This window comes from Halomonas sp. QHL1 (assembly GCF_001882345.1).
Lineage (GTDB): Bacteria > Pseudomonadota > Gammaproteobacteria > Pseudomonadales > Halomonadaceae > Vreelandella.
Genome location: NZ_MINL01000001.1, coordinates 608,275 through 622,552 on the forward strand (window position 1 = coordinate 608,275; position 14,278 = coordinate 622,552).

13 protein-coding genes are annotated in these 14,278 nt (G+C 57.4%); 2 read left to right on the forward strand and 11 right to left on the reverse strand.

What is annotated here, in order from left to right:
• Nucleotides 1-25 precede the first annotated feature (25 nt).
• Nucleotides 26-1,177 (forward strand): DUF294 nucleotidyltransferase-like domain-containing protein, encoded by a 1,152-nt coding sequence (locus tag QHL1GM_RS02740; RefSeq protein WP_071693109.1) that lies wholly within the window; start codon nucleotides 26-28, stop codon nucleotides 1,175-1,177.
• Here the strand turns inward: QHL1GM_RS02740 and QHL1GM_RS02745 are convergent.
• The 4 genes from QHL1GM_RS02745 to QHL1GM_RS02760 are packed head-to-tail and all read right to left on the reverse strand — an operon-like array spanning nucleotide 1,174 to nucleotide 6,582.
• Nucleotides 1,174-3,939 (reverse strand): sensor histidine kinase, encoded by a 2,766-nt coding sequence (locus QHL1GM_RS02745; RefSeq protein ID WP_071693110.1) that lies wholly within the window; start codon nucleotides 3,937-3,939, stop codon nucleotides 1,174-1,176. The two genes, QHL1GM_RS02740 and QHL1GM_RS02745, sit on opposite strands and share 4 nt — an antisense overlap.
• 2 nt (nucleotides 3,940-3,941) lie before the next feature.
• Nucleotides 3,942-4,151: a hypothetical protein gene (locus tag QHL1GM_RS02750; RefSeq protein ID WP_071693111.1), complete on the reverse strand. Its 210-nt coding sequence runs from the start codon at nucleotides 4,149-4,151 to the stop codon at nucleotides 3,942-3,944.
• Nucleotides 4,151-6,211 (reverse strand): 3'-5' exonuclease, encoded by a 2,061-nt coding sequence (locus QHL1GM_RS02755; protein ID WP_071693112.1) that lies wholly within the window; start codon nucleotides 6,209-6,211, stop codon nucleotides 4,151-4,153. The genes QHL1GM_RS02750 and QHL1GM_RS02755 overlap by 1 nt, the downstream gene beginning before the upstream one ends.
• On the reverse strand, nucleotides 6,208-6,582 hold the full coding sequence (locus QHL1GM_RS02760; RefSeq protein ID WP_022523646.1) for a response regulator transcription factor: 375 nt from the start codon (nucleotides 6,580-6,582) through the stop codon (nucleotides 6,208-6,210). Before QHL1GM_RS02760 ends, QHL1GM_RS02755 begins: the two co-directional genes overlap by 4 nt.
• A gap of 209 nt (nucleotides 6,583-6,791) precedes the next feature.
• On the opposite strand from QHL1GM_RS02760, the gene QHL1GM_RS02765 reads away from it, so the two are divergent.
• A complete protein-coding gene (locus QHL1GM_RS02765) occupies nucleotides 6,792-7,853 on the forward strand; it encodes a DUF3524 domain-containing protein (protein ID WP_071693113.1) in 1,062 nt (353 codons plus the stop codon).
• On the opposite strand, the gene QHL1GM_RS02770 is transcribed toward QHL1GM_RS02765, so the two are convergent.
• The 7 genes from QHL1GM_RS02770 to rsxB form a co-directional block, all read right to left on the reverse strand.
• Nucleotides 7,836-8,906, reverse strand: a complete 1,071-nt coding sequence (locus QHL1GM_RS02770) for a carboxysome shell carbonic anhydrase domain-containg protein (RefSeq protein ID WP_071693114.1) — start codon at nucleotides 8,904-8,906, stop codon at nucleotides 7,836-7,838. The two genes, QHL1GM_RS02765 and QHL1GM_RS02770, sit on opposite strands and share 18 nt — an antisense overlap.
• A gap of 30 nt (nucleotides 8,907-8,936) precedes the next feature.
• Nucleotides 8,937-9,575, reverse strand: a complete 639-nt coding sequence (gene nth, locus QHL1GM_RS02775) for an endonuclease III (protein WP_071693115.1) — start codon at nucleotides 9,573-9,575, stop codon at nucleotides 8,937-8,939.
• Between the two features lie 70 nt (nucleotides 9,576-9,645).
• Nucleotides 9,646-10,347, reverse strand: a complete 702-nt coding sequence (locus QHL1GM_RS02780) for an electron transport complex subunit E (protein WP_071693116.1) — start codon at nucleotides 10,345-10,347, stop codon at nucleotides 9,646-9,648.
• On the reverse strand, nucleotides 10,344-10,979 hold the full coding sequence (gene rsxG / locus QHL1GM_RS02785; RefSeq protein WP_071693117.1) for an electron transport complex subunit RsxG: 636 nt from the start codon (nucleotides 10,977-10,979) through the stop codon (nucleotides 10,344-10,346). Before rsxG ends, QHL1GM_RS02780 begins: the two co-directional genes overlap by 4 nt.
• Entirely contained in the window at nucleotides 10,976-12,025 is a 1,050-nt protein-coding gene (locus QHL1GM_RS02790; RefSeq protein ID WP_071693118.1) for an RnfABCDGE type electron transport complex subunit D, read from the reverse strand. Before QHL1GM_RS02790 ends, rsxG begins: the two co-directional genes overlap by 4 nt.
• The gene (rsxC, locus tag QHL1GM_RS02795) at nucleotides 12,022-13,677 is read right to left on the reverse strand and encodes an electron transport complex subunit RsxC (protein WP_071693119.1); all 1,656 of its coding nucleotides are present in this window, start codon (nucleotides 13,675-13,677) and stop codon (nucleotides 12,022-12,024) included. The genes QHL1GM_RS02790 and rsxC overlap by 4 nt, the downstream gene beginning before the upstream one ends.
• The gene (gene rsxB / locus QHL1GM_RS02800) at nucleotides 13,677-14,273 is read right to left on the reverse strand and encodes an electron transport complex subunit RsxB (protein ID WP_071693120.1); all 597 of its coding nucleotides are present in this window, start codon (nucleotides 14,271-14,273) and stop codon (nucleotides 13,677-13,679) included. Before rsxB ends, rsxC begins: the two co-directional genes overlap by 1 nt.
• Between the last annotated feature and the right edge of the window lie 5 nt (nucleotides 14,274-14,278).

The window sequence follows — 14,278 nt, forward strand, 5'->3', positions numbered from 1 at the left end:
ATAACGTTTAGTGAAGGATAGGCGTATGCGTTTAGTACACCAAGCTTCACCCTGGCGCTCTCTATTCCATGAGAATGGAACGCTCAATACCTCGGCGCTCAATGCGCCGTTGCACCATCTCTTCTCGAAACTATCTTCAAACTTCCCCTCGAACTTCCCCTCACCGGATACCTCACTAACTGACGCCTATGCGTGGCAGCTGCCGCTGGTGGAAACATTGGTGCATTACGATCTGCCCGCCTGGCGTATTAGCCAAATTATCAGTGACCACAATGCTTCACTGTATCGTCAGGCGATAGCGCAATCCCTTGACGAAATGCAGGCACAGGGCTGGGGCGCTCCGCCTGTCGACTACTGTGTTCTGATGCTAGGCTCCGCGGCGCGCTTCGAAAGCCTGCTAGGCCCCGACCAAGATAATGCGTTGATCATCGACGACTACCCTGACCACCGCCATGTAGAGATTGATGGCTACTTTCAAGCGCTGGGCGAGCGGTTTACCCAGCGTTTGGATAAGGCCGGTATCCCGCTCTGCCGTGGCCATGTCATGGCGCGCTGGCCGATGTGGCGCAAACGGCTGAGCGAGTGGCACGCGCAGCTAGATATATGGAGCGCTGACCGGCAGGTAAAACGCGTACAGCAGACCAATATCCTGCTCGATTTTCTCCCGGTTGCCGGTAATCCAGCGCTTGCTAAGCGACTTGAGGAAAGTATCGCTTCAACACTTCCCAAAGCGTCACTGTTTATGGATGAAATGGCGGCGCTACTTGATGAGCTGCCGGTGGCGCTGGATCGTCTGGGGCGGCTAGCTTCCAGCCCGGGCCTGGATGCCCCCCACGACCAAGCCCTTAATCTTAAGCATCAAGGTTTGTTGCCCTTAATTAGCGCCGCACGCTTACTCTGCCTGCGTCAAGGGCTGCGCGAAATAGCCACACACCAGCGATTGATCGCGCTAAGTCATGCAACGGCTGCGCTAACGCTGGCTGAATCGGAGTTACTTATAGCTGCTTTTGAGCGTCTACAGCAGCGCCTATTGGATCAGCAGCGGTATAACAAAGCCCGTGGTCAAGCCGCTGACGGCTGGATTGATATGCGGCGCCTGCGCGAAGATGAGCGCCTGCTGCTGAAGTTTGATCTGCAGCAGATCAGAGCCTTTGTTCAGGGAGCGAAAAACGCCTAGTCCGCGGTGGAAAGAGAAGTGTCATCCGGCGCTGCGGGTAGCTCCAGTGTTAGGCAAGCGCCGCCTAAGGTTTTGGCATCCTCTACCCAGAGCCGCCCCCCCAGGTGGGCAATAATGCCCCGACTAATCGGCAGCCCTAAGCCGCTGCCTCTTGGCCGACCTCGCGGAATATCGTCGTCCTGCTGAATTTGATGGAATTTCTCAAACACCCGCTCACGCTCGTCTTCGCTAATACCCGCACCGTTATCCTCCACGCTAAGACGGAAATGCCGACGATGGCGATAAAGTGAGAGATACACTTTGGGCTGATCACGGTCAGCAAATTTACCCGCGTTATCAAGCAGATTAATAATCACCTGCTCTAAGCGGTCATGGTCGCCAACTACCATTGCAGGGTCAGCTTCTAGGCTAACCTCTAGCGCAATGCCGCGCTCTTCATGCAGATGCGCAATAGCATCAATGCTATGCCGAGTAAGGTCGGCAAGGTCGAGTGGCACGGGATTTAGCGTTAAACGACCACTTTCCAAACGGGCAAGATCCAGAATCTCCTCAATTAAACGTGACAGTCGCTGGCTCTCGTGGACGATCACGCCAAGAAAATGCTGGCGCTTCTCGTCGGGGAGCTGACTGCTATCGCGTAAAATTTCGGCAAAGGCGCGAATGGAAGTGAGCGGCGTGCGTAGCTCGTGACTGACCATGGCGACAAACTCATCTTTCAAGCGATCCAGCTCGCGCAGACGCTCATTGGCGCTGCGCAACTCTTCGCCGATTTTTGCCAACTCTTGAGACTTCTGCTCCAAACGGCGGTTGTACTCCAGGGTTTGTGAGGTCGTATCTAAAATGCTCAGAATCGACTCAATATCCAGCGCTTCCCCGCGTACCACCGAATTGATCAGTACTCGCGCTGAGGAACTGCCCAGCGCCCCTGCCAGTGCCTGTTCGGCACGGGTAATCAGCTCGGCAGTGGCGGGCTCATCCGCCGCATAAGCGCTTTTGGTTCCGCTATGGCTAAATACGCGGCGGGTGGTCTGGGCGCCCAGATAGCGAACAAGGAGCTCTTTGAGTGCCCCCTGGGTAGTTTGTCCACGCCATAGCGACGTAGATAGCGAGCTGGCTTGCAGATTAGGGTGCATCGCTTCGGTGAATAGCGCTGCCTGGGTTTGCTCAAGTGGCGTAGGGCGGGTAAACAGCGATACCCCCACCAATAGCCCCACGTTGGCCATCATGCTCCAGAGCAGCGAATGGGTATAAATATCCCAATTTTCGAGCCCGAATAAGCCGTAGGGCATTAGCCAGCCGATACCCCATGGGCCCTCGGTGAGCAGTGCTGCATCCAACCAACCGGATTGGGCAAACCCTGGCAGCAGCAGCGTATAGCACCAGAGCAAGAACCCGGCGATTAGGCCAGCCGTGGCACCTTGGCGGGTAGCGCCGCGCCAATACAGGCCAATCAAGAGCGCTGGGGCGAACTGGGCTGCCCCGGCGAAGGAGACCAGCCCAATAGTGACAAGGCTATAGGAGTCACCAATCAACGCATGGTAGAGATAGCCGAGTAGCAGAATAAGCACGATAGCAATGCGCCGAATACCCAACAGCCAACCGGCGAGCTCCCCTTTGGTACTTAAGTGCAGCCGCCGTGAGCGCAGCAGAAGGGGCATCACCAGTTGGTTGCTGACCATAGTTGAAAGCGCGATTGTCTCGACTATCACCATGCCTGTCGCCGCAGAAAGGCCACCAATAAAGACCAGTAGCGGCAGCCCTTCTAAACCAGCTGACAGCGGCAGCGTGAGCACAAAGCTGTCCGGATCACCTGCGCTTACGCCAAGCAGCAGGCCAGCCAGCGCAATGGGAATAACAAACAGGTTAATCAGCAGCATGTAGAGGGGGAATAGCCAGCTTGCTCTGGCTAAGTGCTGCTCGTCGACATTCTCCACCACCAATACCTGGAATTGGCGAGGTAGGGTTAAGAAGGCCAAAAAGGCCAGTATCAGCATGCCCACCCAGCCGGTGACCCCACCCGGAACGCTATCCAACCGCATGCTATCGACAAGGGCGGGCGTGGCCACTACCTGGGCAAACAGCGCGGCGGGGCCTTCAAACATCACAAACACCACGAACACGCCAACGGCCATAAAGGCGACCAGCTTAACGATGGATTCCACCGCAATCGCCGCCACCATGCCTTCATGACGTTCGCTGGCATCCAGGTGGCGCGTGCCAAACAGAATAATAAATACCGCCAATACCAGGGCGACCCAGAGGGACTTATCCATCCAGAAGTGTTCATCCACCAAGGTGGTGTCGGCCGCCCGGGGGTAATTGATCAGCACCGCATGACTCACGGTAATGGCTTTTAACTGCAGGGCTATGTAGGGGGTGATGCTAATCAGCGCCATCAAGGCGACCAGCGCCCCTAGGCTTGTGCTTTTGCCGTAGCGGGCGCTGATAAAGTCGGCGATTGAGGTGATCCGCTGTCGTGCGGCGATGCGCACCATCTTGCGGATGACCGAAGGGGCCAATAGCATCGCCAGAGTGGGGCCCAGGTAGATGAGCAAAAAGCTGGGGCCATACTCAGCGGCGCGCCCTACGCTGCCGTAGAACGTCCAGGCCGTGCAGTAAACAGCGATGGAGAGGGCATATACCGTAGGCGAGCCAATGATGGAGCGACCCTGCTCCGCCCGTCGGTCGCCCCAGGCGGCGACCACAAACAGCAGCGCCAAGTAGCCAAAGGCGGTGCCGAGGATAATCGCCTCACTACGCATGGTTAGCGGCCCGCACGCTGTTCCATTAGCCAAGCAGTTAAGCCGATCACCACTGCCCAGACGATAAATAGATAGAGCGGTAGCCAGCCCACGCTAAAAGCGGGGAGGCGATCCACCACGATAATCAGCGGCGGGCAGAACAGTAGTAGGGCAATCGCCACCAGAGCCATTAGGCGCTCTGTTTGGCGTGATTTCACACCGAAAGGTTTCATCAGGCGCTGGCATCCTGTCGGTCGAAGGCGTTGGCTTGCAGCGCTAACAACTGCTCAAGCGTATCGACGCCGCGGGCTTCTAAGCGTGGCAGTAGGGCTAGCCATAGCTCGGCGGTGACGCGGGCATCGCCTAATGCAGTGTGGCGTGTCCCTGGTGGAAAAGCCAGATCGTAGCGCTGGGCAAGGCTATCCAGATCATGCCCGTCGAGTGCTTCGTCAAGTGCCCGTGAAATCAGCAGGGTGTCGATCACAGGGATATCAAACGCGACCCCTTTATGGCTGATGGCGAGCAGGTCAAAGGCGGCGTTATGGGCGAGCAAGACGGCTTCGCCGACATAATCACGAAAGCGCGTAAGCACAATATCCAGCGGCGGCGCACCGATCACATCGGCATCGGTAAGGCCGTGTATCGCGGTGCTAGCCGGTGGGATCGGCCGCTGCGGATCAACTTTTTGATCGAAGACCTCGCTTGCCAATAAGCGGGCGTTGACCACACGGCAGGCACCAAGGCTGATGACGGTGTCGCCTCGGCGCAGCTCAAGCCCGGTGGTTTCGGTATCAAACGCCACGACCTCCAAGCTACGCAAGGAGCGACTAGCAAGCGCTTCATCCGGCGGCGGGAGGTCGGCAATGCCAAAGTCATGGAATTCAGGACGCGGCGGGGCGGTTTCTCGTGGGGCGCCGACACGCTCCATGGCGGGCAGGGGAAGTCGCAGGCGTGAATGAACGCCATCATCGTCGGCAAGGCTCCAGATGTCGCTGGCGTGTTGACGCATTACATCCGCAACGCTTGGTGTCAACGGCAGTGAGTTTAGCGGCTGCTGTCGCCACTCTGCCAGCTCATGCTCGGGGATCGCATTGCCGCGCCAAATAAGGTCGAGATAGACGCGTTTATTGCCCAGGCATATCTCACCCTCAAAGCCACTGTCAGGAAGATGGGTGTTGAGGTGCTTCACCAAAGAGTCGAACAGCGCAATCAGCGCCGGGGCGTCGCCTTTAAACCAAGCTGGCATGCCCACCGGGGTGATTAAGCGGTGCTCCGGGTCAAGACGCTCATCCAATGCTTGCCAGAAATCGTTTGACCACATGGGGGTTAAGCGCTCGCCCTGGTGCTGCATGTCGTCGAGTAGCTGGCCGATTTTAGCCACGTTGTCGCCGAGCGTAACGCCTTCCTCGTGGATCACCCGCTCAAAACGCTGGCGTAAAGACGACGTGCTGGCATCATTTTGATCGCGCAGCTGTATCAGCGCATCGGCGGCGCTGGTCAGACTGGCGGTATGCTGACGAAGCGGTGTCAGCATCGCCGCCAGTTCAGCTCTAACGCCCATTTCACTCGACCAGGAGGCGGTGGCATCACTAAAGGTCAGCAACGTTTCGCCATCGCTACCCGGCACGCGGCGTAAAATCACTTTGAGCCAGCGATCGTCACAAGGAGCGAGTAACTCGCGCGGGGAGCCGTCATTAGGCAGTTGGCCGAGCACTTGCTGTAAGCTGGCTACCGGTAGCAGCGCCTCCAGGCGTTTGCCCAGCCCTAATCCGGTATTACCCTCAAAAAAGTCCTCAGCTGCCTGGTTGAACAGCATGAGGCGGCGGTGGTGATCACACAGTAGCAGCGGCGTTTCGAGTACTTGCAGCAGCGTTTCCAGCTCCTGGCGAATGCGTGCAGCGCTGCGGGCGCCGTCAGCGTGAGCGGTGGCGAGGCGGCTGCGGTCTGATCGCCAGCTTTCGCGTACTCGTCGTAGGTCGGGGCCCAATCCTTTTAGCCAACCTTCGGGTGGGTGCTCGTCCCGGGCGTCCGGGTTGGCGACCAGGCGCGCCAGCTGCACCTGTAAATGGCGCAGCGGGGTAAACAGCATGCGCTCAAGCAGCAAACCGACTAAAAAAATCGTCGCGCCACCGGAGAAGCTACCAAGCCAGAGGGCGGTACGCGTTACGCCAGTGGGAGCAAGCTTCGCATCCAGCCAGGCGGCAAAAATAGCCCCACCCAGCAGGCTGATGCCGCTAAGAAGTAGCCAGAGGCCCATCAGGCGCTGACGTTTGGGGAGCCCGCCTCGGGTCATGGTTGCTCCTCAATTAGTAGCGCTTTGACTTTTTCGACCAGTGATTGGGTAGAGAACGGTTTGGTGATGTAGTCATCGGCGCCCAGCGCCATGCCTTTTTCCCGCTCCACGTCACGTCCGTGGGCGGTCAGCATAATAATGGGAAGCTGGGCGGTAGCCGCTTCGCTACGAAGCCGCTCTAAAACGTCAAAGCCGCTAATCCCCGGCAGGCTAATATCGAGGAGCAGTAGATCGGGCTGGCTATCATTCACTCTTGCCAGGGCCTGTTCACCATCTTCGGCAGTGACAACCTCAAACCCTGCTTGCTCCATCAAGAATTCTAGCGATAAAACAATGTTGGGTTCGTCATCGACGACGAGCACTTTGGCCATGGTGTTCTCCTGCTTTTATTTATTTTGACGGTGCATGCTTGCAGTCTAGATAGATCGAGACAGCCAGCCAAGACGACCTTGGCCGAATGCATGCAAGACAAAGGAGCGATCACAAAGAAGCCAGCAAGCGCGTTTTGTTACACTGCTTGCCTATTTGCCATGGCTTTACATGTTATGGCGTTCCACTGATCTGGTTGTTAGGGCTGTAAATGCGCGTACTCCTGTTATCTGCCTATGAAGCGGTGAGTCATCGCTACTGGGCACAAAGTTTAATGGCGCAGCTTGATGAGGTGTCGTGGACGCTGTTGAGCCTGCCGCCACGCCATTTCGCCTGGCGTATTCGCGGCAACCCGCTGAGTTGGATGCTGAAAGAGCATGACATCCTTAGCCAAACGTTTGATGTGGTGCTCGCCACTTCGATGGTTGATCTGGCGACCCTGGTGGGGCTGTTCCCACATCTGGGCCGAGCAAAAAAGATCGTCTACTTTCATGAAAACCAGTTCGCCTATCCAGAGTCGAGCGATCAGATGCCACAAGTAGAGGCCAAAATGGTCAATCTCTATACGGCGCTGGCGGCGGATGACGTAGTGTTTAACAGCGCCTACAACCGCGACTCTTTTATTGATGGTGCGCGGGCCTTTCTGAAAAAAATGCCCGAAAACCTCCCCGCAGCTAAGCCACTGGAATCGCTACGCGAGCGGGCCAGGGTATTACCCGTGCCAATATCTATCCGCAGTAAGTGCGACCACCAAAAGGTTCCGCACCGCATTGTTTGGAATCATCGCTGGGAGTATGACAAAAATCCCGACGACTTCTTTGCCGTGCTGTTTGCGTTAAGCGATGCGGGGGTAGCGTTTGAGCTGGCGGTGCTTGGTCAGCGTTTCCGCCAAGTCCCGGCTATTTTTGCCGAGGCCGAGCAGAGCTTAGCCAGGCATATTGTGGCTTGGGGGCCGCAGCCGGAGGAGGCGTACCGTGAACTGTTGGATAGCGCGGGCATTGTGGTCTCGACCACTTGGCATGAGTTTCAGGGCTTGGCGATTATGGAAGCGGCCCAGCGCGGGGCGCTGCCACTAGTGCCTGATCGGCTCTGCTTCCCTGCGCTTTACCCTGCAGCCTATCGCTATGACGGCTCTCGGGAAGGGCTTTACGACCGGCTTAGTACTTGGCTCACTGATCCGGCGGCTCGACCTGAATGCCTTGATACCACCGTTTGGGAGTGGCCCGCTTGGCGTGAGGCTTATCGGCAGCTTTTATCAGTCGAGCCGGTCTAAGCGCCGCGTCGGCCAGTGAACCACGGCGGTGTGACGACGCATCTTTTGCGCAAGTGCTGGGTGTTCCCGGCGAATCACCTGCTCGGCAAACTCGGATAGAAAGTGTGATTTTAGCTCAGCGCGGGCGCGGTCTACCCCGCTATGTTGATAGGGTGTCGAAGCTAGCAGCATAAAGCCATCGTCTGGAATGCGCCCGGCGCGCATATTGGCATCAATGATAGTGGCCGCGGTGCCAATGGGTACCGCTAAATCAGGCCCGTAGGGGCCTATGATCAAGGCGGTATTGGGGAGGTGCAGAAAATCAAACCCCCGGCCAATGCAGATTACCCACTCCCGATGCTCAATATCCAGCTCTCGCTCAATACCTTGCAGTTCACTAACGTGGGCAAGATTGCCTTCCAGCAGGGGTAGCAAATCTCGTTGCATGTCATGAGGCATATCCGGGCAAATAGCGTTCAGTTGACTGCTCAGCCCCTCGGGAGCACGCCCCACCCAGTCGCTTACATCCAGGGTCGCACCCTCTTTGCCGTGAATAATTAGCGCATCGCTGTCGGTTTCAAAGCCACATACCAGCGGATAAACCTGCTGATGATCGTGACCGAATAGCTTGCCCGCCTGTTCGGCAATGGCATAGGCGTGGGCTTTCGCCGCTTGGGTGTCACAGTTGAAACCGGCGCAGCCGCGGCCCTGGTTGCCACGGGAAAAGTGGTAGGTGATCAGCATCAGGGTAGCGCGCCCGGCCTGAGCTGCATCGACTACTGTATCGGTCAGTAGCTCACCCAAGTAAGGCCAACCTAGATCGAAAATGCCGCCGAGATTACGAAAAGGGGTAATAATCCCTAACGGCGTGCGCGTGGCGTGGGGAATATGAATCCGCCCATCCATGCACTTCATTACCACGATGGAGGTTGGGTGCACGGCCGTATAACGTTGCCGCGCCAACCATGCCCCTGGGCTACAGAAGTGCTCGGCGTGTTGCCGTGACAAATCCAGCAGCGCATCAATACGCCGTGCAATGGGCTGATCGTGGAGTAGCGTGGCAGGGGTAGGCATGGCGAATTCCATCAGCTAAGTTTTTTTCGACTATGCGAGCTCGGTTTTGTCTTTATAGTCGCACAGATCCTCGATAATGCAGCTACCACAGCGGGGTTTGCGCGCAATACAGGTGTAGCGGCCGTGCAGAATCAGCCAGTGGTGAGCATCGTGAAGAAACCCTTTTGGCACATGGCGTAGTAGTTTCTGCTCCACCTCAACGACATCTTTGCCTTTAGCTATGCCGGTGCGATTGGATACCCTGAAAATATGCGTATCCACCGCCATGGTGGGCTGACCAAATGCCGTGTTGAGTATTACATTGGCCGTTTTACGGCCTACGCCGGGCAAGGCCTCCAGCGCTTGGCGGGTATTGGGCACTTCACCGCCGTGCAGATTAACGAGCATGTGGCAGGTTTTCATCAGGTTTTCGGCTTTGGTGTTGTATAAGCCAATGGTTTTGATATGCGCTTTAAGCTCGTCGATACCTAAATCAATGATCGCTTGGGGTGTGTTAGCGACAGGGTAGAGCCGCGCTGTGGCTTTATTCACCCCTACATCGGTGGCTTGGGCAGAAAGCAGTACGGCAGCCAGCAGCTCAAACGGCGTGTTCCAATTAAGCTCGGTAGTCGGGTGGGGGTTCTCCGCCTGAAGGCGAGCAAAAATTTCATGACGCTTTTGGGCATTCATGGCGGGTCTCTTAATAACGGGTTATAAATACGAGCAGTTGTTTACACGTGCACTGGGTTAATATTGCAAGCTATTTAATCGTGCCGGTAACCCGCACGCGGCGCTCAGTTCGAGGTGTTGTCGCCACTGGCTTGGCACGGGCCGCATTGCGATGATCAATAGCGTTTTTCAGCGCAATCAACAGACCCGCCACTAAGAATGCGCCGGGTGGCAGCACGAAAAACAGAAACTGGTAGTCGTCGGCAAACGTCAGCTTCCAACTAGCTGCTTGCGGCCCAAACAGTAGCGCCATATCGCTGAATAGCGTGCCTTGGCCCAGTAGCTCACGTAAGGCGCCAAGCAACACCAGTACGGCGCCAAACCCCAACCCCATCATAAAGCCATCAATGGCCGCTGGAAGCACTGGCTGGCGGGAGGCAAAGGCATCGGCCCGGCCCAGGATGGCGCAGTTGGTGACGATCAGCGGAATAAAAATTCCCAGCACCTGATAGAGCGGGTAGGCGTAGGCGGCCATCAGCAGTTCAGCGCAGGTAACAAAAGCAGCAATCACCATCACGAAAGCGGGCAGACGCACTGCGCTGGGCACCTGGTGACGAATCAGCGAAATCGCCGTGCTGGCACCGACCATGACCAGCAACGTGGCCAGCGCCAGCCCCAGCGCATTGACCACGCTACCGCTTACAGCGAGCAGCGGGCAGAGCCCCAGCAGCTGCACCAGCGCGGGGTTATTCGACCAAAGACCGCTTCGAGCGAGTTCGCGCCACTGGCTCATTGGGTGGGCTCCTTAAATGACATCGGTAGCGGTGTATCGTTGGCGTACTGAAGCGCTTTATGGACAGCGTTAACCACGGCCCTGGGCGTAATCGTCGCGCCGGTAAACGCATCAAAGTGACCACCGTCTTTGGTCACCGCCCAGCCTTCTGGCGGGAAGCTATCTAACCTTAAACCATTAAACTCGGTGATCCAGTCGCTACGGCTGCGCTCAATGTCATCGCCTAGCCCAGGCGTTTCCTGGTGCTGGGTAACGCGTACGCCGCTGATGCGCTGCTGCTCGTCAATGCCAATCAGTAGACGGATTTCGCCGTTATACCCCTGCCGGGTCACCACCGGTAAGATCACCGCACTGCTACCTTGAGCGTTTACCCACCAGCCTTGGCTATCGCTTGCAAGCCCCAGCGCTTCTGGATTGGGAAGGGTAAAAGTGCTCTCCAACACCTGGGTGACGGCCGTATTCGCCAGCGCTTGGGGCAGTACCTCTTGAAGCTGACGGTGTTGGTAAGCCAGCTGATGCGTCTCTATACGTTCGGCGGTTAGCGCGCGGGTAAGCGCGACGCTGCCTGCCGTTACCAAGGCAAAAGTGCCCAGGGCAAGCGCGCCGCGCTGCATGGCCTGGAACAGCGTCATGGCTGTTCTCCTGGCTTACCCGGTGAGGCTTTTTGCTGGCCAGTGGGCCGCGGCACGCTATAAAGATCCAGTAGTGGTACACATAGATTCATCAGCAATACCGCAAACGCCACCGCATCCGGGTAGCCGCCAAAAGTGCGGATAATGATAATCAGCGCGCCAATCCCCGCGCCATAGAGTAGTTTGCCGCGTTGGCTGGTGGCAGCGGAGACCGGGTCGGTAGCAATAAAGAACGCCCCGAATAGCGTTGCCCCGGTGAGCAGGTGAAACAGCGGTGAAGCGAAGTGGCTGGGGTCGCTGAGATAAAACAGCGTGGCCAGTAGTAATAGGCTGCCAAGCATCGCTACCGGGATGTGCCAGCTAATAATACGCTTCGCTAACAACACCACACCACCCGCTAGCCATGCAAGCGCTACCCATCGCCAGGCGCTTAGGGTTCCATCCGGCAGTGGATTGGCAGCCCAGAACTCGCTGGCCAGAAACGCTTCGCCTTTGTGCTTAAAAGCATCAAGAGGCGTTGCGCCGCTCAAACTATCCAATTGGGCGGTCGGCAACGTTCCGGAGATTTGCGCCCATAGACCAGTAGGTAACAGTTCCTGGGGCGGTGCCCATAGCGTCATGTAGGTCGGGAAGGATACCAATAGCAGTGCATAGCCCACCATGGCGGGGTTAAACGGGTTATGCCCCAAGCCGCCGTATAGCTGCTTGGCGACCACAATCGCCGCGATCATACCCACGCCGATAATCCACCAAGGGCTAGCGGGTGGCAGTGATGCGCCCAGCAAAACGCCGGTAAGCAGAGCGCTTGAGTCATTCAGCGCCACACGAATGGGGCGCTTGCGTAGCCGAAGCACGGTGGCTTCAAGTGCAATACCAAAAGCGGCAGCTAGCAGTACATTGCTGATAACCCCAAGGCCGAAGAAGTAGCTCATGGTGGCGATGCCTGGCAGGGTTGCCGCAATGACCCAGCGCATTAAGCTCGCCGTTGGCGGCACAGACGTTGCCGTGTTGGCATCTTTAACCCCTGAAGCGTGCATCATGCTCATGACGACTCCTCGCTAGACGGCTGTTCGCGCGCTTGGGCAAGCTGCAACTCGGCTGCTTTTAAGTTCTCCTGGGCGGTGGCAAGCTGCATTTCTAAGTCATCCAGGGATTGTTTGGGGTCTTCCTGAGCGACGCGCGCCAGGTTTTTTTCAGCCTTTTTGACCGATGCTTTGGCGGCGGCATGGGCGATACGCAGACCGCGTAAGTCGACCTTTTCGCTGCTGGCGGCGGGAGTGTTAGAAGGGCGACGTTGTTGCGCTTGGCGGGCTTGCTTGCGTGCCTGTTTTTCAGCCTCTTCCCGAGCGAGCCGCGCTTGGCGGAACTCAAAACGGTGCTTGGCGTGCTCCGCTTTTACTGCCTCAATCCGCTGCAGGCGTAACCGGCTTTTAGCTTCCCGGTAATCCACGACGAGGGGAATATGGCTGGGGCATACGTAGCTGCAGGCGCCGCATTCAATGCAGTCAAACAGGTGATAGCGCTCTAACTTGGTATCGTCTTGAGCGCGGGCGTACCAGTGCAGCTGTTGTGGCAGCAGCGCGACCGGGCAAACGCTTTCGCACTCTCCGCAGCGAATGCAGGGCGATTCTGCTGGGGGCGGCGGCAACTCTTCAAGCGTGGCCGCGATTAAACAGTTGGTAAGCTTTGTGACCGGCGTATCGAGCGTTAGCAGTGGCGTGCCCATCATGGGGCCACCCTGAATCACTTGGTGTAACTCTGGGGTATTCAGCCCTGCCTGCTCCAGCAGCTCTCTAACAGAAGTGCCTAGACGCACCCAGCGATTGCCGGGCTGGGTAATCGCCTCTCCAGTCAATGTGACGACCCTGGAAACCAGCGGCTGCCCATCGCGCACTGCATTGAGTATCGCCAGCAGGGTGCCTGGGTTATGGCAAAGCACGCCCACATCAGCGGGCAGCCCGCCGGTGGGTACATCAAGGTTTAGCAGCCTTTTAATTAGCTGGCGCTCGCCGCCGCTGGGGTAGCGGGTGGGGATTACTTTCAGCTCAATGTTGATCGGCTGGCAATTTGAAAGGGCGTGTTTCAGGGCTTTTATGGCATCGGGCTTGTTATCCTCGATGCCAATAATGATATGCTGCGCGCCGCATAGCTTGGCGACTATCTGCGCACCTTCGAGCACTTCGTTAGCGTGGTTGCGCAGGGTAAGGTCATCGGCGGTGATATAAGGCTCGCACTCGGCGGCGTTAATCACCAGGGTGTTAATCGCATGCCGTTCGACCACACGCGCTTTAATATGGGTGGGAAACCCAGCGCCACCTAAGCCGACGATACCGCTCTCGTTTAACCGCTCAAGTAGTGAACTGGGTTCAGCGCGTTGCCAGTCGAGACTGGGCAGCCGCTCCCAGTTATCTTGCCCATCTCCATCAATGCTGATTTGGGTAGCGCTAACCTCGCTCACCGTGCCGCTAATGCTGGCGTGCAGGTTGCTAGAGATCATGCCTTCGCGTTTGGCAACCACGCTGCCCACTTTCACCGCATCTCCATGCGCTACACAGGGCGTGGCGGCCTGGCCGCTGTGCTGCTGCAGGGGGAGAGTGACCCTACGGGGCAGCGGCGCTTCAATTAGCCCGGATTGGTTGGAGCGCTGTTTGCGCTCGGGGGGATAAATACCACCAGGGAAGTCAAAGGCGCTCGACATCAAGACACCCCTGACGCGGGTTGGCGGTCGCTGGCAATCACGTTTGATGAGTGCGCTACTACCGGTTGCCACTGGGTGATCGGAGTGGAACGCGGCAGCATATCAATGCAGTCCACGGGGCAGGGGTCTAAGCACAGATCGCAGCCGGTGCACTCGTCTTCAATCACGGTATGCATCAACTTAGCCGCGCCGATAATCGCATCGACCGGACAGGCTTGGATGCACTTGGTGCAGCCAATGCACTCTGCTTCGCGAATAAACGCCACCTTGGCTTCGCTCTGGGCTTCGCCATCCAGGGGCTCCGGTTCGCGACCAAGCAGATCGGCAAGGGCATGAATCGTCGCTTCGCCACCGGGTGGGCATTTATTCAGCGCATCGCCCTGGTTAATCGCTTCGGCGTAAGGGCGGCAGCCTGGGTAGCCGCACTGGCCGCACTGGGTTTGCGGCAGTAGCGCATCAATTTGTTCAACCAGGGGGTTATCTTCGCGCTTAAAGCGCTCGCTAACCACGCCCAGCAGGGCACCAAAACCGATACCCAAGCCGGTTAATACCGCGATAGCGCTAAGGATTCCTATGACATCACTGGGGCTATTCATCGCGC